20 protein-coding genes are annotated in these 19,439 nt (G+C 27.2%); 4 read left to right on the plus strand and 16 right to left on the minus strand.

The genetic code is table 11. The annotated features are described in order from the left end of the window. Positions 1 to 48: 48 nt before the first annotated feature. Positions 49 to 1,002, minus strand: coding sequence for a carbohydrate kinase family protein (locus tag GFJ41_RS15420; protein WP_035118578.1), 954 nt, complete (start codon positions 1,000 to 1,002; stop codon positions 49 to 51). A gap of 315 nt (positions 1,003 to 1,317) precedes the next feature. On the opposite strand from GFJ41_RS15420, the gene GFJ41_RS15425 reads away from it, so the two are divergent. Next, positions 1,318 to 2,043, plus strand: coding sequence for a tRNA 2-thiocytidine biosynthesis TtcA family protein (locus GFJ41_RS15425; RefSeq protein ID WP_170075796.1), 726 nt, complete (start codon positions 1,318 to 1,320; stop codon positions 2,041 to 2,043). Between the two features lie 46 nt (positions 2,044 to 2,089). Here GFJ41_RS15425 and GFJ41_RS15430 read toward each other — a convergent pair whose 3' ends face one another. The 5 genes from GFJ41_RS15430 to GFJ41_RS15450 form a co-directional block, all read right to left on the minus strand. Beyond that, positions 2,090 to 2,716, minus strand: coding sequence for a YIP1 family protein (locus GFJ41_RS15430; RefSeq protein WP_170075797.1), 627 nt, complete (start codon positions 2,714 to 2,716; stop codon positions 2,090 to 2,092). A gap of 21 nt (positions 2,717 to 2,737) precedes the next feature. Then, positions 2,738 to 3,976 carry an ABC transporter permease gene (locus GFJ41_RS15435; RefSeq protein ID WP_035118586.1) on the minus strand — a complete coding sequence of 413 codons (1,239 nt, stop codon included), beginning with the start codon at positions 3,974 to 3,976 and terminating at the stop codon, positions 2,738 to 2,740. A 2-nt stretch (positions 3,977 to 3,978) separates the two neighbouring features. After that, positions 3,979 to 4,659 carry an ABC transporter ATP-binding protein gene (locus tag GFJ41_RS15440; RefSeq protein ID WP_035118588.1) on the minus strand — a complete coding sequence of 227 codons (681 nt, stop codon included), beginning with the start codon at positions 4,657 to 4,659 and terminating at the stop codon, positions 3,979 to 3,981. Beyond that, positions 4,652 to 5,701, minus strand: coding sequence for an efflux RND transporter periplasmic adaptor subunit (locus GFJ41_RS15445; RefSeq protein WP_035118591.1), 1,050 nt, complete (start codon positions 5,699 to 5,701; stop codon positions 4,652 to 4,654). Before GFJ41_RS15445 ends, GFJ41_RS15440 begins: the two co-directional genes overlap by 8 nt. Before the next feature lie 520 nt (positions 5,702 to 6,221). Then, entirely contained in the window at positions 6,222 to 7,706 is a 1,485-nt protein-coding gene (locus GFJ41_RS15450) for a phytoene desaturase family protein (protein ID WP_170075798.1), read from the minus strand. Positions 7,707 to 7,921: 215 nt separating this feature from the next. On the opposite strand from GFJ41_RS15450, the gene GFJ41_RS15455 reads away from it, so the two are divergent. Further along, positions 7,922 to 8,542 carry a superoxide dismutase gene (locus GFJ41_RS15455; protein ID WP_035118617.1) on the plus strand — a complete coding sequence of 207 codons (621 nt, stop codon included), beginning with the start codon at positions 7,922 to 7,924 and terminating at the stop codon, positions 8,540 to 8,542. A gap of 17 nt (positions 8,543 to 8,559) precedes the next feature. Here GFJ41_RS15455 and GFJ41_RS15460 read toward each other — a convergent pair whose 3' ends face one another. Further along, on the minus strand, positions 8,560 to 9,216 hold the full coding sequence (locus tag GFJ41_RS15460; protein ID WP_035118594.1) for a YitT family protein: 657 nt from the start codon (positions 9,214 to 9,216) through the stop codon (positions 8,560 to 8,562). Positions 9,217 to 9,469: 253 nt separating this feature from the next. On the opposite strand from GFJ41_RS15460, the gene GFJ41_RS15465 reads away from it, so the two are divergent. Both GFJ41_RS15465 and GFJ41_RS15470 read left to right on the plus strand, forming a co-directional pair. Beyond that, positions 9,470 to 10,681 (plus strand): glycine C-acetyltransferase, encoded by a 1,212-nt coding sequence (locus tag GFJ41_RS15465; RefSeq protein WP_150841708.1) that lies wholly within the window; start codon positions 9,470 to 9,472, stop codon positions 10,679 to 10,681. A gap of 28 nt (positions 10,682 to 10,709) precedes the next feature. Next, positions 10,710 to 11,684, plus strand: a complete 975-nt coding sequence (locus tag GFJ41_RS15470) for an L-threonine 3-dehydrogenase (RefSeq protein ID WP_035118596.1) — start codon at positions 10,710 to 10,712, stop codon at positions 11,682 to 11,684. Positions 11,685 to 11,756: 72 nt separating this feature from the next. Here GFJ41_RS15470 and GFJ41_RS15475 read toward each other — a convergent pair whose 3' ends face one another. The 9 genes from GFJ41_RS15475 to GFJ41_RS15515 all read right to left on the minus strand — a co-directional run. Next, a complete protein-coding gene (locus GFJ41_RS15475) occupies positions 11,757 to 12,371 on the minus strand; it encodes a DUF488 domain-containing protein (RefSeq protein WP_170075799.1) in 615 nt (204 codons plus the stop codon). Between the two features lie 35 nt (positions 12,372 to 12,406). Then, entirely contained in the window at positions 12,407 to 13,069 is a 663-nt protein-coding gene (locus GFJ41_RS15480) for a B3/B4 domain-containing protein (protein WP_150886727.1), read from the minus strand. Between the two features lie 17 nt (positions 13,070 to 13,086). Beyond that, positions 13,087 to 13,806 (minus strand): DeoR/GlpR family DNA-binding transcription regulator, encoded by a 720-nt coding sequence (locus GFJ41_RS15485; protein ID WP_035118598.1) that lies wholly within the window; start codon positions 13,804 to 13,806, stop codon positions 13,087 to 13,089. A gap of 209 nt (positions 13,807 to 14,015) precedes the next feature. Next, complete coding sequence (locus tag GFJ41_RS15490; RefSeq protein ID WP_021428057.1) at positions 14,016 to 14,357, minus strand: zinc ribbon domain-containing protein YjdM; 342 nt, start codon at positions 14,355 to 14,357, stop codon at positions 14,016 to 14,018. A gap of 158 nt (positions 14,358 to 14,515) precedes the next feature. After that, the gene (locus GFJ41_RS15495) at positions 14,516 to 15,289 is read right to left on the minus strand and encodes a sulfite exporter TauE/SafE family protein (RefSeq protein ID WP_170075800.1); all 774 of its coding nucleotides are present in this window, start codon (positions 15,287 to 15,289) and stop codon (positions 14,516 to 14,518) included. Positions 15,290 to 15,505: 216 nt separating this feature from the next. Next, positions 15,506 to 17,332, minus strand: coding sequence for a CotH kinase family protein (locus GFJ41_RS15500; RefSeq protein WP_170075801.1), 1,827 nt, complete (start codon positions 17,330 to 17,332; stop codon positions 15,506 to 15,508). A gap of 45 nt (positions 17,333 to 17,377) precedes the next feature. Further along, positions 17,378 to 18,067 (minus strand): DUF4956 domain-containing protein, encoded by a 690-nt coding sequence (locus GFJ41_RS15505; RefSeq protein WP_035118604.1) that lies wholly within the window; start codon positions 18,065 to 18,067, stop codon positions 17,378 to 17,380. Positions 18,068 to 18,086: 19 nt separating this feature from the next. Further along, positions 18,087 to 18,773: a polyphosphate polymerase domain-containing protein gene (locus GFJ41_RS15510; protein ID WP_170075802.1), complete on the minus strand. Its 687-nt coding sequence runs from the start codon at positions 18,771 to 18,773 to the stop codon at positions 18,087 to 18,089. 476 nt (positions 18,774 to 19,249) lie between these two features. Continuing rightward, positions 19,250 to 19,439, minus strand: a 190-nt coding sequence (locus GFJ41_RS15515) for a hypothetical protein (RefSeq protein ID WP_206001575.1), incomplete at its 5' end; no start/stop codon positions are given.

Consider the following 19,439-nt stretch of genomic DNA (forward strand, 5'->3'; position numbering starts at 1 on the left):
TAATGCACAAAAAAAGGGCTATCTATTTTAGATAGTCCTTTTATAATTCTAATATGTTTTTTCCGTCCAATTAAGCTTCTCTATATGTTCTAAAACAACATCATCGCTCATTTCTGGGTGTATAGTATCTTCATGAGCTATAGTTAAAACAGACATAGCTACTGCATATTTAACTGTATCTTTTAAACTTACGTTTCTCATGTAACCATATCCTAACCCAGCTACAAATGAATCTCCAGCTCCTGTAACATTTACAACAGGAACATTGTTTGCCTTTATAGTTCCTTCTTCAGTTCCATTATTATAATATATGCCATCTTCATCTAAACTTATAAATACATTTTCTATTCCTAAGTCTATAAAGTGTTTACCAGCTTTTCTTAAATCATCTTCTGATTTTATTTCAAAACCGCACATTATTTCTGCTTCATATCTATTAGGTTTTATTGTATGGAAATATTTTATTAAATGTTTTATATGCTTAGCTTTACAAGCAGACACAGGGTCTAAAATAAATTTAGTTTGCCCTTCAAAAGTTTTTAATATATATTCAACAATTTCAGGTTTATCTGAGTCTAAAAACATATATTCAGCATTTTTTATTATTTCTGCTTTTGAATCTATAAACTCTGTTGTAAACATGTCAGTTACTTTCATATCAACTACTGCTGATTCAAGTTCTCCTTCATGATTTAAAACAGCCATGTATGTAGGTGTACTTCCACCTTTAATTATTAAAGAGTCTTCCATATCGTAGTTCATAACTTTAGAATGTTCCATCATTCTTCTTCCTGTTTCATCATCACCTAATATTGATATGAACCTTGTATTTATTCCTACTCTAGCCATATTCTCTGCTATGTTTCTACATACTCCACCAAAAGAAGTTTTAACTTTTCCTGGATTTGAGTCGTTACATCTATAATTATCATTTGTAAATCCGATTATATCAAATATTGATACTCCAAAAACTAAAGCGTATGGTTGTTTATTATTTGCCATTTTTATCTTCGACCTCCCATAAGAATCACTTTCATATTTTAACATAAAAATATATGCCTTTTCTAGACAAAAAAGCACATATTTTGACCTTTTGCAATATTTTCTAAAAATTTTTTCAAATAAAATATATTAATATCGTTTTCTTAGTTTATTTATTTTTTCAATTTTATCAGTTCTCTTATATATTTTATTATCTAGTTTTGTTACTAAAAAAATACTTTTTATTTAATGCAAATTATTACAATTGTTATAAAAATTCTAGTTTGATATAATAAATTCTTAAGTACTATTATGCTTTTAGGAGGCATCCATATTATGAAAAAGTTATTAAGTAAAGCAAGACAAGCTATAAATGATTTTGATATGATACAAGATGGAGATAAAATTGCAGTTGGATTATCTGGAGGTAAAGATAGTTTAACTCTTCTTCATATTTTAAATAATTATAAAAATTTTTCACCTCAAAAATTCGAACTTATAGCTATAACATTAAACCCAGGTGGTGTTGATAATTCACCTTTATATGATTTATGTTCAAATTTAGGTATTGAATTTCATGAAGTTCAAACAAATATAAAAGAAATTATATTTGACATAAGAAAAGAAAAAAATCCATGTTCTTTATGCGCAAATTTAAGACGTGGTGCCTTAAATGATACAGCAAAAAAACTTGGATGTAATAAAGTTGCTTTAGGCCATCATAAAGATGATGCTGTTGAAACTTTTGTAATGTCTATGTTCTTTGAAGGAAGAATTAGTTGCTTTTCTCCGAAAACTTATTTAGATAGACAAGATTTAACTATAATAAGACCTATGGTCTATATTGAAGAATATATGACTAAAAAAGCCACTAAGGATTTCAATTATCCTGTAATTAAAAATCCATGTCCAGCTGATGGTCACACAAATAGACAAAATATTAAAGAACTAATACAAAAACTTAACTTAGATATTCCTAATGTTAAAAGAAATTTATTTAACTCTCTAAATAACTCCGATCAGTTGTTTATATGGGATAAAGATAAAATAAAGAATATATAGAAATCAAAAAAGCTACTCAAAATGAGTAGCTTTTATTTTTAATATTTTATATAGAAGTAGCTATTATAACATTTACGATAGACACTATTGCAAATATCAATGTTAAAATATATAAAATCGTTGGAAGTATTTTATGTAACTTTTTAGTTTGTAAGTAATATTTAAATATTCCATATAAGAAATATGTAGCCCATAATTTTATAAATATATTATTTAACTGACTAGCTATTGTTTGTGCTTGTATATCACTCACAACTACTGTTGTTATTAAAGATACAATGGCTAAAACTATAGAGAATACTATAAATCTAAGATATAACAAACTTTTAAAGTATTTTTTATCTTTTATTTCTTCATTTTCAACAAATCCCATAAATATTTTACTTACAAAATATAATATATTAACACATATCAAAGCAGATATTAATGGCCCTGCAATATATGACGCCCATTGAAATGCCATAAATCCAGTTTTACCCATGCCTTCAAGTCCTAACTCCCCTACTAAGTCAGGCATCATTAAATTTATTACTACCCCACTTAAAATACTTACTACTACAAGAGCTATAAACCAGTATCTTAATTTTATAGGTTCTTTACTTTCATATTCTTCCTTTGTAAAATCTTTGAAATATTCTTTTGGTTGTATTATTAATGTTTTTAAATCCCTCATATATACTCTCCTTTTTAATTTTTAATTATATATAGCCTTTATAGGATCCAGTCTAGATGCTTTATATGCAGGTATTATTCCAAATATAATACCAACTATTACAGATGTAGCTGATGCACCTATAAATGTTTTTATAGTAACCACAGGCTTAAATGGCATGAACATACCTGCAATTTGTGATAAAACAAATCCTATTAAAATTCCTAATAACCCCCCTATTAAAGTTACAAACATAGCTTCAAATAAAAATTGCAACATTATAGAATTAGGAGTAGCTCCTATTGCTCTTCTTATTCCTATTTCTCTTTTTCTTTCTGTAACTGAAACATACATTATATTCATAACACCTATACCTCCAACAAATAGTGAAATAGCTGTTATAAGAGTAATAAACATAGTTATACTTGAAATTATTTTAGTAAATGCCTCCGTTATACTTCCTGGATTGAAAACATCATATGTTCCATGTATTTCTGGATGATTTTCTTGTAACATTTCCTTAACTTGCTCTGAAACAGCATCAAAATCATATCCAGGTGATATGAAAACATCTAAAGAAGTTATTTCATTTCCCTTATTCTTATTTTGTAATTCATTTATTCTATCAATAGACGCTTTTTGTATTAAATCTTCATTAGCTGAAAATAAACTCTCCCCTTTTTCTTGGACTCCAATAACTTCAAACATAGTTCCATTTAAGTTTATAGCCTTTCCTACGGCTAACTTAGGATCATCAAATAGTTTTTTTGCATTTTGATATGTTAATACTATTACATCATTTTTAATGTCACTTTTCTCAAAGTATCTTCCATATTCAACTTTATCTGATTTTTGAGTCGGAATTAAGCTCATACTATCACTGTCGTCATCATATGGAGTAGCTCCTATAGTTGTATGTCGATCTAAAAAATTAACCTCTCCATATAATCCATTTCCAAACCCAAAGCTTTCCTGTTCCTTTGGTTTTTCAACCTTTTCAACCCCATCTATATGTTTTAAATCATAAATATCATTTTCTATAAACGGTTCAACAGACGATAAATCTGCTTCAGGGTTTTCAGAGTAAAAACTTACAGTAACTTTATTTGCATTTACTTTTCCTGTTGTTTTAGAAACTTGCTCTTTAAGTCCATCCCCAATAGATAATACAACTACAACAGAACTTATACCTATAATAATTCCTATCATAGTTAAGAAAACCCTTAATTTATTAGCTTTTAAGCTTAGCAGAGAACTTTTGATTAAATTTTCTATACTCATATCTATCCCTCCTCAATAAAAACACCGTCTTTAAGGTATACCACTTTTGTTGCATATTTTTTTAGGTCTGGATCATGAGTAACCATAACAATAGTTTTTCCTTGTTTATTTAGTGAACTTAATATGTTCATGATTTCATTACTTGTATTAGTATCCAATGCACCTGTAGGCTCATCAGCAAATATTAATTGAGGATCATTAATAAGCGCTCGTGCAATAGAAATACGTTGTTGCTGACCTCCAGATAACTCATTTGGAAATTGCTTTATTTTATCTAATAATCCAACCATTTTTAAATTATTTTCAACTCTTTTTAATCTTTCTTTCTTTCCCAATTTATTATCATAAAGAAGAGGAAGTTCTATATTCTGACAGATATTCAAATTATTTATCAAGTGAAATTGTTGAAATATAAACCCTATATTTTTGTTACGAAAATGAGATCTTTCAACTTCCGTTAAATTTGTAACATCTTTTCCATCGAAAATATATTCTCCTTCATCAAACTTATCTAAAAACCCTAAAATATTTAACAGAGTTGTCTTTCCACTCCCTGACTTACCCATTATCATTACAAAATCTCCATGCTTAATTTCCAGGCTTAACGACTTTAAAACATGCAATCTATTTTTTCCTAGTCCATAGTATTTTTGTATATTGTTAAGTTCGATAAAGCTATTCAATTTCCTGACCTTCTTTCATCTCACTATTTATAACTTCTACAATTTCATCTTTTTCTTTTAAGCCTGATGATACTATTGTTGATTTCCCTTTCTCTCCTTTTGTTTTTATATCTTGCTTAACAAGTTTATTATCTTTTATTAAATAAACATATTTTTTACTTCCTTCTGTCTTAACAGCTGAAGTAGGTATCTCTATCAATTTTTCAGTATCTTTTAATTTAACTTGAACATGATATCCATTTACTACATTTTCTTTTGAATCTAAACTTATTGTCACTGGATAATTAGCAACTTGAGATGTTGATACTGCTCCCTCTGTTGGAATAACTTGCTCTTCAGGATCGTAGGAAATATCAAGTATTTCACCTTTTACATTTTTGTCATTTGCTAATACTAGTATATCTACATCTTGATTTAATTTTGTTTTTTCTAAATCTCTCTCTGATACTTGTGCTTTTACATATAAATCATTACTTTTTAACTTTAATAAAACTTGGTTTTCACCCTCTGCTGCTTTACTTGGAACACTAACTTTTCCTGCAAATGGAGCATATTCATGTGTATATTCTTTTTTCTTAAGTTTCTCTATTTGTTTTTTATTGCTTTTTATTTGATCTTCTATTGATACTCCTACATTCGGATTCATAGCATCTGTATTGTTTTGAATTTCATTATTTTTAGGTTCACTACTTTTATTTTTTTCTTTTTTTAAGTCTGATATTTGATCTTCTAAATCTGATATTTGATTTGCTATTTCTTCATTTTTATATGTTATAAGTAAACTTCCTTTACTTACAATTTCACCATTTTTCTTATTTATTTCATAATCTGATCCCTTACTTATGTCTTTATAGAAAATTTTAGATTTTGACGGTTCTACAACTCCACTGAAAAAAGTTTTTTTATTTTCAGGAATTATATACCTTTTAATGGCTTGATCTTCCTTAACTTTTTTATCTTTGCTTTTATAAGCTAAGAAACCTATGGCTCCTCCCCAAATAACTACTAGTGCTAATCCTATAGCTATGTACTTTTTTTTCATTTTTCCCTCCTACTATTAACTTTACAATTTAAATCCCCATTTTTTAAATCTACATAAATCTTTAAATTTCATACTACCATATACATTTTTATAAAAATCAAAAATGGACTAAAACATGGTTTTAATGGAGTAAAATGTATATTTTTGTTATTTCACTCCACTAAACCGTAATGTTAGTCCACTTTTTACTTTTGTATATACTTTTATGTTAGCATTCATGTAAAGTAATTCTAATTTCTAAGGTATATTATTTAACGTTCTTAAATAGCAGTGCCGCTTATATGCTAATTTATTCAAATTAGCATTACCCTTAAATTGAAATTACTTTTTTTGTGTAGATTTTTAATCTTACTTTTAGCAAACATACTATCGTTAAAAAGTGAGATAATAAATGAGTATCTTAAGAAAAAATTTATCTTAATTGAATTCAGCGATTATCTCATACGAAGTTATAAAATTAGAACATATTATATTCTAATTTTAAAAATTTAATAAAAAATAGTTAGTCATATTAATATAACTAACTATTTTTTATTATCTCATCTGCAATTAATTTAGTTCCTTTTATTATTACAGAGGCTCCATTACCTGGATGTGTTGAAGACCCTATAAAATATAAATTTTTAACACTCTTTGATTTTATATGTGGTCTTAAATATCCTATTTGACTAATGTTATGGGCTATACCAAATGCACATCCTTTATAGGCATTAAAATTAGTTTCTATATCCTTAGGCGTTAAATATTTTTCATAAATAATATTTTCTTCTATATCCTCCATACCCTTAATTTTAGTTATCGATTGTATAACCTTATCTCTAAAACTTTTTACTAGTCTTTCATTCCATTCAATATTCTCATGCTCTAAGTTAGGAACTCTAATCATTATGTTTAAAATCTCCTTAGAATCTCCACATACACTATGATCTATTTTACTAGGGCAATACATATAAAAAGAAGGTTTATTAGGCAAATTGCCTTTAAAGGGAGCTTGTATATTTTCTTTAAAGTTTTCTCCAATATATATATTATTAACTTTTAAATTTTTATATTTTTTATTTAATCCTAAATATATGATTAACGTGGAACATGAAAGTCTAAGTTTTTCAATTTTTTTATCTTTATATTTATCTTTATTAAAATCTTCCTTTATTAATTTTTTTATTGCATATGGAAAATCTGCATTACATACTACGATATCTGATGAATACTTTCTATCACTAGTACTTACACCTTTTACTATTCCTTTATCTATTAAAATTTCATTTACCTCTTTATTTATATATATTTTCCCACCCATTTCACAAAATAATTTCTCTAAAGATTTTATATACGAATACATTCCCCCCTTAATATACCAAAGTCCATATAGTTGTGATATAGCTGGGATTAAAGTATATAAATTAGAATTTTCATATGGGTCTATTCCTATATACATACATTGAAACAATAAAAAATCTCTTATTTTATTATCTTTTATATATCTAGACGTATACTTATATGAACTTGGAATTGGATTTAATTTAATTGCAGTTTTTACAGATTCAAAGGTTAAAATCTCTTTTAAATTTTCCATAGGTTTATTTAAAAAATTTTCATTTGATAAAACATATTTACTATATGAATTTGATATGTACTTTAAATAATCTACTCCTAAGTTACAATCTATAGATTCTAAAAATTTTATAGTTTTAGAAATATCACTATAAAATTCATAATTAGTATTGTCTTGATAGAAAACTTTGTACATAGTATCTAATTTTACTAAATCTATATACTTTGAATAATCTTTATTTACATAATTAAATATCTCAGTATAATTTTGAGGCGTCATGAGTATGCTAGCTGTTAAATCAAATTTATCTCCTTTATTTTTAATTTGATTTATTTTTCCTCCTACTGTACTTTGTTTTTCTAAAATAGTAACTCTATACCCATTTTGTAATAATCTTATTCCTGTTGTTATCCCACCTATTCCTGCTCCAATTACTATAATTTCCTTCATATTTTCCCTCCTTCCTTTATTAAATATTATTTCCATTAAATTCAACTTTATGATTACACATTCATATATAAATTCATATTTCCCAGGAAAATTTAAATTTATTTTTTTCTAATGAGCATAATATCAATTAGGAGGTGATTTTCATTAAAATTAAAAAAATTCTTTTTAGCTTTTTAGTTTTTTTTATGTTTTTATACATTAACTCATATGCTAATATGCCCGATAATAAAGAATTTAAATTAGAGCCACTACCTTATGCCTATGATTCACTTGAACCTTATATAGACAAGGATACTATGATTTTGCACCATGACAAACATCATCAAGCATATGTTGATAACTTAAACAAAATACTTTCCACTCATCCAGAAATTGAATATAAAAACTTAGAACAGCTTTTATCTAATCCAACTATACTTCCACGCGATGTAAGACAAAGTATACTTAATAACGCTGGTGGAGTTTATAATCACAACTTTTTTTGGAGTATAATGAGTCCGAATAAAGGTGGGCAAGCTAAAGATGAACTATTAAAAGCTATAGAGAAAGATTTTGGTTCTTTTCAATCTTTCAAAGAAAAATTTAATAAATCAGCATTAAGTACATTTGGGTCTGGATGGACTTGGTTAGTTTCTAATGATGAGGGTGAGTTAGCTATAATGTCTACTTCAAACCAAGATTCTCCAATTACATCAGGAATAAAACCTATAATAGCTATAGATCTTTGGGAGCATTCATATTATCTTAAATATAAAAATGAGCGTAATAAGTATATAGAAAATTGGTGGAATGTAGTTAATTGGGAACAAGCAAATAAAAACTATTTATCTAAATAAAAAAGAAGTAGCATTAATTATGCTACTTCTTCTAATTTTTCTTCATTCTCTTGTTCTTTAATATTTTTCTTTTTCTCTATTTTTTCTATTACTCTATCTATCAATAATCCATTTAAAACTATAACTAACATAGAATATATTCCTTTTTGAAGTCCAAAAGTGAATCCTCCCATTATAGCAACAAATAAATCTACTATTAAAAGTGATATTCCTATATTAAATGTAGTATATTTATTTAATATCTTAGCTAAAATGTCTGTACCTCCAGTAGATGCGTTCGTTGCAAAAACCATGGCTAGACCTATAGCTGTTACTATTGTCCCTACTATTACAGCCGCTAGTAAATTTGTAGTTAAAGCTGTTGAGTTTAAAATTTTATCCATAAAATCTATTACTACAGACAACATAAAACTTGCATATATTGTTTTTAATCCAAAATCTCCACCTATTAAAATAAATGATATTGCAAACAGTATTAAGTTACCTATAAATATTATAATCCCCATAGATACACTAGGTACGTAATGATTTATTATAAGAGCTAAACCACTAAGTCCTCCTCCAGCTATATCATTAGGTGCAAAAAAGTACTGTATCCCAATAGCAACTAAGATTACTCCTATCGTTACAACAATATATTCTTGTAATCCTTTAATAAAATCTGATTTTTTCATGTTTAAGACCTTCCTTCGTTGTCAATGTTTTTAAACGCAATTATTAGAATATCAAATTTTTAATGTTTTTGGTAGTAAAAGTCTTAGCATTTTTGTATATTTTTTTATATTTTATAAAAAAACTCCCATTTATAATGCATGCTGTTTATTTTTGTTATTTTTTTAGAAAATTTGATTTTCGATTATCATTTACAATCTTTAATATTGAAACTTAAAATTATATTAGTACAAATTTATATTAGGGGGATAAATTATGAGTTTAGATATAAGTTCAAAAAGTAAGGCACTATCCACTTTTCTTAATGAAAATCTTAACGATTTAAAATCTAAGGGTCTATATAACAAAATCGACTCTCTTCAAAGTTCTAATGGTCCTATCATTCAAATAAATGGAAAACATCTAATTAACCTTTCATCTAACAATTATCTTGGACTAGCTACAAATAAAAAATTGATAAATGCTACCGTTGAAGCTACAGAAAAATATGGAGCTGGTGCCGGAGCAGTAAGAACAATAAATGGTACTTTAGAAATCCATGATGTTTTGGAAAATACTATAGCTAAATTCAAGGGTACAGAATCAGCTATAGCATTCCAATCTGGATTTAACTGCAATATGGGAGCTATTCAAGCTGTCATGGACAAAAACGATGCAATTTTATCAGATGAACTTAACCATGCATCAATAATAGATGGATGCAAACTTTCTGGATCTAAAATAATAAGATTTAAACACTCAGATATGAATGATTTGAGAGAAAAAGCTAAACAAGCTCAGGAAAGTGGATTATATAAAAAGATAATGGTTATAACTGATGGAGTTTTTTCTATGGATGGAGATATAGCTAAACTTCCTGAAATAGTTGAAATAGCTGAAGAATTTGACTTAATTACTTATGTTGATGATGCTCACGGTTCTGGAGTTACAGGAAAAGGAGCTGGAACTTGCAAACACTTTGGTCTATCAGATAAAGTTGACTTCCAAATAGGAACACTATCTAAAGCTATAGGTGTTGTCGGTGGATATGTTGCAGGTTCTAAAGATTTAATAGATTGGTTAAAGGTGAGAGGTAGACCTTTCTTATTCTCAACATCTCTTACTCCTGGTGCTGCTGCCGCTTGTACCGAATCTATAAATATACTTATGAACGATGATACTTTAGTTCAAAAAGTTTGGGAAAATGGAAATTACCTTAAAGATGGATTAAAATCTTTAGGATTTAATATAGGAAATAGTCAAACACCTATAACTCCATGTATTATCGGGGATGAAGCCAAAACTCAATTATTTAGTAAAAGGCTCCTAGAAGAAGGTGTTTATGCTAAATCAATAGTATTCCCTACTGTTCCTAAAGGCACAGGAAGGGTTAGAAATATGCCAACAGCTGCTCATACAAAAGAAATGTTAGATAGTGCTTTAAGTATTTATGAAAAAGTAGGAAAAGAATTAGGAGTTATTAAATAAATTTTTTAATTTTGTAGGGGGTAATTATATGAAAAAAATTCTTATTACTGGAGCTCTTGGTCAAATAGGTTCTGAGTTAACATCAAAACTTCGAAAGGAATATGGAGTAAGCAATGTTTTAGCTACTGATGTACGTTCAATAGAAGAAAGTGAAGTTGTGAATAATGGTTTATTTGAAACTTTAGATGTTATGGATGTTGAAGCTATGGGAAAACTAGCTAAAAAACACAATGCAGATACTATAATACATCTTGCATCTTTATTATCTGCAGTAGGAGAACAAAAACCTCAATTTGCATGGAAATTAAATATGGGTGGTTTAGTAAATGCTTTAGAAGTTTCTAAAGAAACTAGTGCTACACTATTCGCACCTAGCTCTATAGCTGCATTTGGCCCTAATTCTCCAAAAAATTTTACTCCTCAAGATACTATACAAAGACCAAATACTATGTATGGAGTAACTAAGGTTTCAGGAGAATTATTATCTGATTATTACTTCCATAAATTTGGAGTAGACACAAGAAGTGTAAGATTCCCTGGACTTATATCATATGTAACTCCTCCTGGTGGTGGAACAACTGATTACGCTGTTGATATATACTACGAGGCTTTAAAAAATAAGAAATATGAATCATTTATAGCTGAGGGTACTAAAATGGATATGATGTATATGCCAGATGCTCTTCAAGCTGTTGTTGACCTTCTTGAAGCTGATAGTTCCAAATTGATTCATAGAAATGCATTCAATATAACAGCTATGAACTTCTCTCCTGAAGAGATAGCAGCTGAGATTAAAAAGAATATGCCTGAGTTTGAATTTAGCTATAATGTTGATCCAGTTCGCCAATCTATAGCTGAATCTTGGCCTAATTCTATAGACCCATCTTGTGCAGTTAATGAATGGGGCTTCAAATTTGAATATGATTTAAGAAAAATGACTATAGATATGCTAGAAAAATTAAGTGAAAAAGGTATCGGTAAAGAAAGGGTTCATAACGTTTAGAATATAATTAAATAAGCTGCCTTTAAATTTTTATAATCAATATTACATATGATGAGGCAGCTTATATTTTATTTACTTAATATTTTCCGTTCTATATCCAATATCCTTATTAGCTAACTTGTACCCTTGTTCTATCATATCTTGTTTGCTTTGTCCTTTTCCTATTAAACTATCTATGCTAATTTGATTTCTATCTTCAAAATACTTATTAAGTAAATCTTCCTCTATATCATCTTGAGTAGCTAAAGTGCCTTCATGTAATATGTACTTAACATCTAAGCCCTCATTTTTTAAAAATCTACCTATCATAATACTTCTATGACATCTTATAGGTTCTTGCATTGCTCCTAACAATACTATTCTATATCCCATATCTATTCCGTTTTTGATTCGTTTTACTCCGCTCAAAAATATATCCTCTTTTACAACCTTATCAAAATCTGCATATCCTTCATTATTATATGATTCTTTTCTTCCCCTTTTGGCTCCAAATTCTTCCCCCATATAAATATATGTATATCCATCTTTTTTTAAGGTTTCTCTAAAATATTCTTTGTTGTACTGTACATTATATTTAGAATATGGTGTTTCTCTTATATCAACAATACAGTTAATATTATACTTTTTAATCATCTCAATAAATTTTACATAAGGATAGTTTGAATGCCCAATCGCAAAAATTTCCATAACTTAATCCTCCTTAGGCCTAATCTACTAATATATTATTTAAATACATTAGTACTTAATATATCTGCATTCGCATAATTTTTTAATAAACTAGAAGCATAATTTATATACATATCTAAATCTTCATCTCCATTAAAAGAGATTATATTCATTATAATATGCTTTGTATCTTTAGTTATCATAGCTCTTGTAGAGTCTGATGTTGTACTCCCAAACTTACCTCTACTATCTTCAAATACAGGTAGATTTTCTAAATTAACGTCCCCTTTTCCTATTCCATTATATTTTTCCCCTGGTGCTCCAAATGTAAAGTTTATACATTCATCTATATTGTTCACATCATATGACCCTACTGAGTAGCAACTATATAACGAAACTAAATTATTAATATCTACAATATTGTTTACCTTATACAAATCATTTCCTTTTACTATTCTTTTTAACAAAGCTTCTGATGACAACCTATACCTGCTTGGATCTTTACCTAATTTTTTATATGCTTGTCTAGAATCTGCTATGTTTTTTATACTAACAATATCTCCTTGCTTATATATATTTCTTATTTCATTGCATTTTAAATTAATCTCTTTCCATAGTTCTTCATTTCCATCTCCAACCTCAATAATTGCTTCTATGCTCCCAATAGATACTGACTCACACTTATTTTTTAATATATCGTCAATTTTTATACTTACCAAATTTAACACCCCTTTAATTAATCTATAACTCTATCTTCTGTAATTATAGCTGTTATTTCTTCTAAAGTTGCAAATTTATAAAACTCATCATAGTTAAATTTTTCTTTTTCCATAACTAAATATATCTTCGTTGAACATTCTATTATTGTTTTCTTTGTATCTCCATCTTCTAAATATATTGTACTTACATACCCAGTTTCTTTATTAATTCCACCTAATCCTATAAAAGCTTTATCGTATGCAAATTTTCTAATATATCTATCCGCTGCCGCCCCTACTATAGCTCCTATTTCTTTATTAAATTCTCCTCCAATACAAATAACTTTTATATTATTATTCATTCTTAGTTCTAGCACAATTTCTATCATGTTTGTTACAACAGTAATTGTTTTATTAGTATTGTTTAACTCTTTTGCAATTTCTAAGTTAATTGTTGAAACATCCAAAAAAACTATATCTTTATTTTCTATTAAATCAATTGCCTTTAATGCAATTAATTTTTTCTCTTGAGTATTTATATTTTTTCTTTCATCAATATTCTTGATATCTATATGGTTTTTTTGAGCAATTGCCCCTCCATATACTCTTATTAAATAACCTCTAGATTCTAATTCTTTTAAATCTTTTCTTATACAATCTTCTGTAACCTCGAATAATTTCGATAACTCTTTAACCTTTACCCTTCCATTCTTTTTTATTATATTTACAATATTTTCATATCTTTCCTCTAGAAACAAATGTTTTCACCTCTTTATTTTACTTGTTATTATTTTATATTATTTATTATTATTTTTTATTGATTCTTATTTATTCTTATATTATACTAAAAATATAATATTAATGATATAAATAGCGTTATAAGTTAATTCTTAGCGTGATATTTTTATTATTATATTTATACATTAAAAAGCACTAATCTTAAAAGATTAGTGCTTTTTAATTTTAACTATGCTTTTTTAACAACGCTAGATTTTAATTTCATAGCTCCGAAACCATCTATTTTACATTCTATATCATGTCCATCTGCTGCATCTGGAACTAAACGTATACTCTTTACCTTTGTTCCTATTTTTATAGAAGATGAACTTCCTTTTACTTTAAGATCTTTAACTACTGTTACAGCATCTCCATCGTTTAATACATTTCCGTTTACATCTTTTATAACAACTTCTTTTTCAGCAGAATCTTCTGGATTCCATTCATGCGCACATTCTGGACAAACTAAAAGACTTCCATCTTGATAAGTATATTCTGAATTACATTTTGGGCAATTTGGTAAATTTTCCATATTTATTCCTCCGTTCACAATTTTATTCCTAATCATTCATAGGTATATATAATATCATAGTCTTATCATATTTACAAATTTTCATCCAATTTGACCTTAAAAAACGATATATTCGGTTATTTAACTCATAAATTCATTATATTTCTAAATATACAAATCTATTTAAAGATATTATAGAAATTTAATAAAATTATAGATAAAGTTACACTATTAAAAATTTTAATTATAGATTTTTCAGAAACAGCTTTATTTATTTTATATCCAATAATGCCTCCAAATACTCCTCCTACAAGCATATATGGTAACATGTCCAAATTGTAACTTGAAAACCCTGTAGTTGCTGCAATTGAAATAATTTTAGATAATTGAGAAAAAAATATAACTAAAATTGAATTTCTAGCAGCTTCATTAGCTGCCATAGAAAATAGTATTGTAAATGCAACTACATTTATTGGACCTCCTCCAATTCCTAAAAATGCAGATATTGCACCTAAGAATAAACCTAACAACCCAATTGCTAAAATATTATTGATTTTATAAGATTTTATATTATCTTTATTTCTCATATATAAAAATACTGATATTAACAATATTATTATAATTATACTTTGAATATTATTAATTAAACCTATATTAATATCTTTTGATAATATAAAACTCATAACCTTTTGACCTATTATTCCTCCTACTACAGATCCAGTTGCAACTACTATAGTATTTTTAGGATTTATGTTATCTTTTTTCTTTAACTGGTAGAATACAGTTACTATAGACATTATAAGTATTGTTGAAGATGATAGTAAATTTATTGTTGGAAGTGCATAATCTCCTAGTGAGTCTAAGACAGGTTTAATAATTATACCGCCCCCAAGACCTGCTGAAGAACCTAATATAGTTGAAAAAAGTGCCACTAAAAAATATATAATTTGCATTTTACTCGCTCCTATAAATCTCATATTGATTAAATTTATACCCTATTATTAAATCCATTAACTAGTATCTATTCAATTCAAATTAGGTGAAAATAATCTTTGACCCATACATTAAATATTATTATCTATTTTTCATATTCAATTAATATTAAATATAAGGTTGTTATTCCTTAAATTTAAAAATCTAGAAGACTATAATCTTCTAGATTTTCTTAATTAATATCGCTTTCTTTTATATTTACTAATAAATATTGTTGAAATTACTAATGTAATTAAACTTATAACTGAAATCCCATAGTAAATCCATCTGTTTTGATTATTGCTTTTTATATTTGGAGGCATCATCTGTTTGTCATCATTTTTATTCTCATTATTTATAGCTTCTTGAGGCTTTTCTTGATTATTTCCGCCAACTTGATCTTTTTTATTTATTTCTTTATTTTTTCCCATATTTTGTTGACCTAATGCATGTAAATTTAAAGTTGTTACTACATTTCCGTATTCTGTAGATGGTTGTTCTCCATTTAATTGAGCCTGAACACTCTTAGCTCTATCTTTTCCAAAAGTTAAAAGTTCAGTCACTCCAGCTTTATATTCTTCATAATTATAAAATGCCGTAGCATCTTTTTTTACATAATTACTAATTAATTTATTTATCTGAGTAACTCTATTGTTAAATGTGCCACTGCTAAAGTAATTATCTGATATTTGTTTTAAATACTTATGATAAATCTCTTTATAATCATCATTTTCTAAAAGTTTACCTATAAGAGGAGCATCTTCTAAATTTCCTGTTACAGGTGAATCAACAGGGAAATTTACTGCTTTTTCTCCATCTTTAACAGAAAAACCTCCAAATGACATATTTAAATCCCATGGTAAAATCTCAGATACTCCATCTTTTTCATATAGATAGTAATTATGATACATACCTCCTGAATAGCTATCTAAATTAACTAAAAATGTATTTACTGCAAAATATTTTAAAACTTCATCAACATTTAAATAATTTTCTATGTCGTTTCCAGTACTAAGACTTTCCATCATATCAATAACGCTTTCGAAATCTTTATCTGTTGTATTTTTAAAAACTGCACTATCTCTTAAAATCGAATAACTATCTACATCGTCATCTATATATTTTAAATCTGCACCTTGGCTATCTTTATTTCCCATTTTAGGTGCTCCACCTTTATCTTCCTCATTATTTTTATTACCTTCTAAATTTTTAATATCTCCATCTTCACGTGAAACATTTTGATTTTGAACCATATTAGGAGCATCTCCATTCATAGCTGGAGGTACTTCATCCATTTTAGGAATATTCCTATCCATGTTTGGAGGGTTATCACCCATTTGTGGCTTGTTTCCATCCATATCTGGTCTTTGCATTTCTCCATTATTACCCTTATTACCACCCATATTCATTGTTTCTGGCTTATATAAATTACCACTTATTTCTCCATAATTTTTCTCAATAAACCTTTCATCTATAACTTCTACACCTAAATATAATCCCCAATCAGATCCATTTATTTTTATATCTGTATAAGAATATTCTGGAGTTGCTATACCTAGAAAGTTATATATATCATAAGAAATAGCTTCTTTCATATAAGTAGCATCAGATATATTATTGTTTAAAGCCAACTTTCTAATTCCATGATATGTTTGACCATCAACATACTGTCCAAAATCAATCTTTATACTGTATCTATCTGTAGTACTATCATTTGCCACAGAAGTTAAACTTGAGTTACCCTTTGGCCTTATTCCAACATTATTAAAAGTTTCTCCGTTTATAGTTACATCCGCACTTTTATATTCCTCTTTTGTTGCATTTTCTAAAAGCCATTCCCAATCACTATCTTTAATTTTTATATCTATACTAGTTATACTATTTTTATCTAAAACATCTTCTGTATTAGCCAGAGCTTCTATATCGGTTTTGTTTTTTGGTATGTATATAGACACTACAATAAATACTACTGATAATATAATACTTATTACAGATATATATTTACTTTGTTTGTCATTTATCATTTTGTTTCACCACCTTATTTGCAATAAGTCAGTATACTATTGCTTTTAAGCCATATAATCTCCATTGTAACTTACTAAAACTACATTTGAAACTCCGCTTATACACGATATTTCATTAACAAAATTTGTTGTTATATTTTTCAACTTAACTTCAACAGTCATCTCTATTCCATTTGTGGGTGAAACAGTTTTAGATTTAATACAATACTTATTTACACTATTACCCAATTTTTCTAATATTTTATTTTCGCTATTGTCACTATCACAATTTACAACTAATATGTATGGATTATCAGTTGTTTCTTTATTTGCAAATAGAACCATTATAATCCCTATAAAAATAGCTCCTAATACAGCTAGTGGTATTAATCCTGCTCCTAATACTATTCCTTCACTAATTGACCAAAATAAAAATGCTATGTCCATAGGTTCCTTTACTGCACTCCTAAAACGAACTATAGATAACGCACCAACCATACCTAGTGAAAGAACTACATTAGACGTAACCCCTAGTATGATTAATGTTGTAATTAATGTAAGAGCCATTAAAGACATGCTAAATGTCGATGAATACATAACTCCCTTAAATGTTTTCTTATAAACTTGCATTATAAATAACCCCAACACAAATGCAAGTGACATCGCTATTAACATATCTAAAAATGATATTGATGTCATTTTTTCAATGAAACTTGATTTAAAAACGTCGCTAAAATTTACTGCTTGATTAGACATTATTTTTTCCTCCTAATTTTTATCCATATATCCTAGATGCTGCATATTTTGAAATAGCAGTTGCTCTACGGTTATTAGTTTGTATGATATCTTGTATTATCTCTGGTAGATATTCATCAAACTTCACTTCTAAAACTATTACATCCTTATCTATAGACCCTATAGTGGGTAAATTCTTATCAAATAAATTAGTACTTTGAATTCCCGTTCTAATTTTTTTATCAAATGTTATTCTTACATTTCCCATCTTATATACATAAGCTTCTCTTGTGTAATCAACTATACTTTTAGGTCTCAATAATTCTGATTTAATTTTTGAGTAAAATTCAATAAATAAAGGCTTATTACTTTTAATTAAAAAATCTATATCTCCTTTGATTAAATTTTCACATTCTTCTTTAGTTATTAATTCACTATCCTTAGAGCATAGACCATTAACTTTTGACTTTTTCTCTAACTTAATAAAAGAGTGGTCGTCGTTGTAGTATCTTATCCTAAATTTTTCTCTTACACTTATTCCATTTATTTTTTCCATAAGAACCTTATCTCTAAAGTTATCAAAGTAAAGACTTCTAATTTTGTATTCTCTTTTTTCATTAGCATTTTTATCTAAACTCATTATTTTAGTTAACCTATTTTTAATAGCTAAGTAATCTGACGTGTTTATATAGTGTTTAATTTCATGTCTAAACTTTTTTTCTTTCATAATTTCACCCCCTATCTGCTTGAAATTAATATTATATAAATAAACTTAAAATTTCCTAAAATAAAAAAACTGTATTAATATTACAAAATACAGCCTTTGTTTTATAAAATTTTATAATTTTCCACTTTGTATAATCTTCCTGTGCTTTACTTTACCAAGTTATCTCTCTATTCATATTTTTATCCATATTAGTCTTCCAATTTACCCTAAGAAATTTAAATATATAAATCAAATAATATTTTTGATAGTAATAAAAAATTATAATTGAAAAGGACTATGAAACTTATTATCATAGTCCTCAGTAAATTTATAAAAGTAATCCAAAAAAATTCATATTTATTTATAATCTTCAAAAATATTTATTAATATCTTACATAAAAATATAACCTGCAAAATCATAAAAGAATTTATCTATTTTTGTTAATGTTGCATTTAATATGCCACTACCTTTAAGCTCTCAAAAGTACTATATTTATCTATGCAGTTTCTTTGTTCCTAGCATTTACCATAGTTATTATACTTATTGCACTTACCACAGTTTTCATGTTCATGGCACTTATCATAGTTCTTATGATCATGGCACTTATCACAGTTTTCATATCCATAACACTTGTCACAGTTCTTATGCTCATGACACTTATCGCAGTTTTCATATCCATAACACTT

This window comes from Paraclostridium dentum (assembly GCF_012922555.1).
GTDB classification, from domain to species: Bacteria; Bacillota; Clostridia; order Peptostreptococcales; family Peptostreptococcaceae; genus Paraclostridium; species Paraclostridium dentum.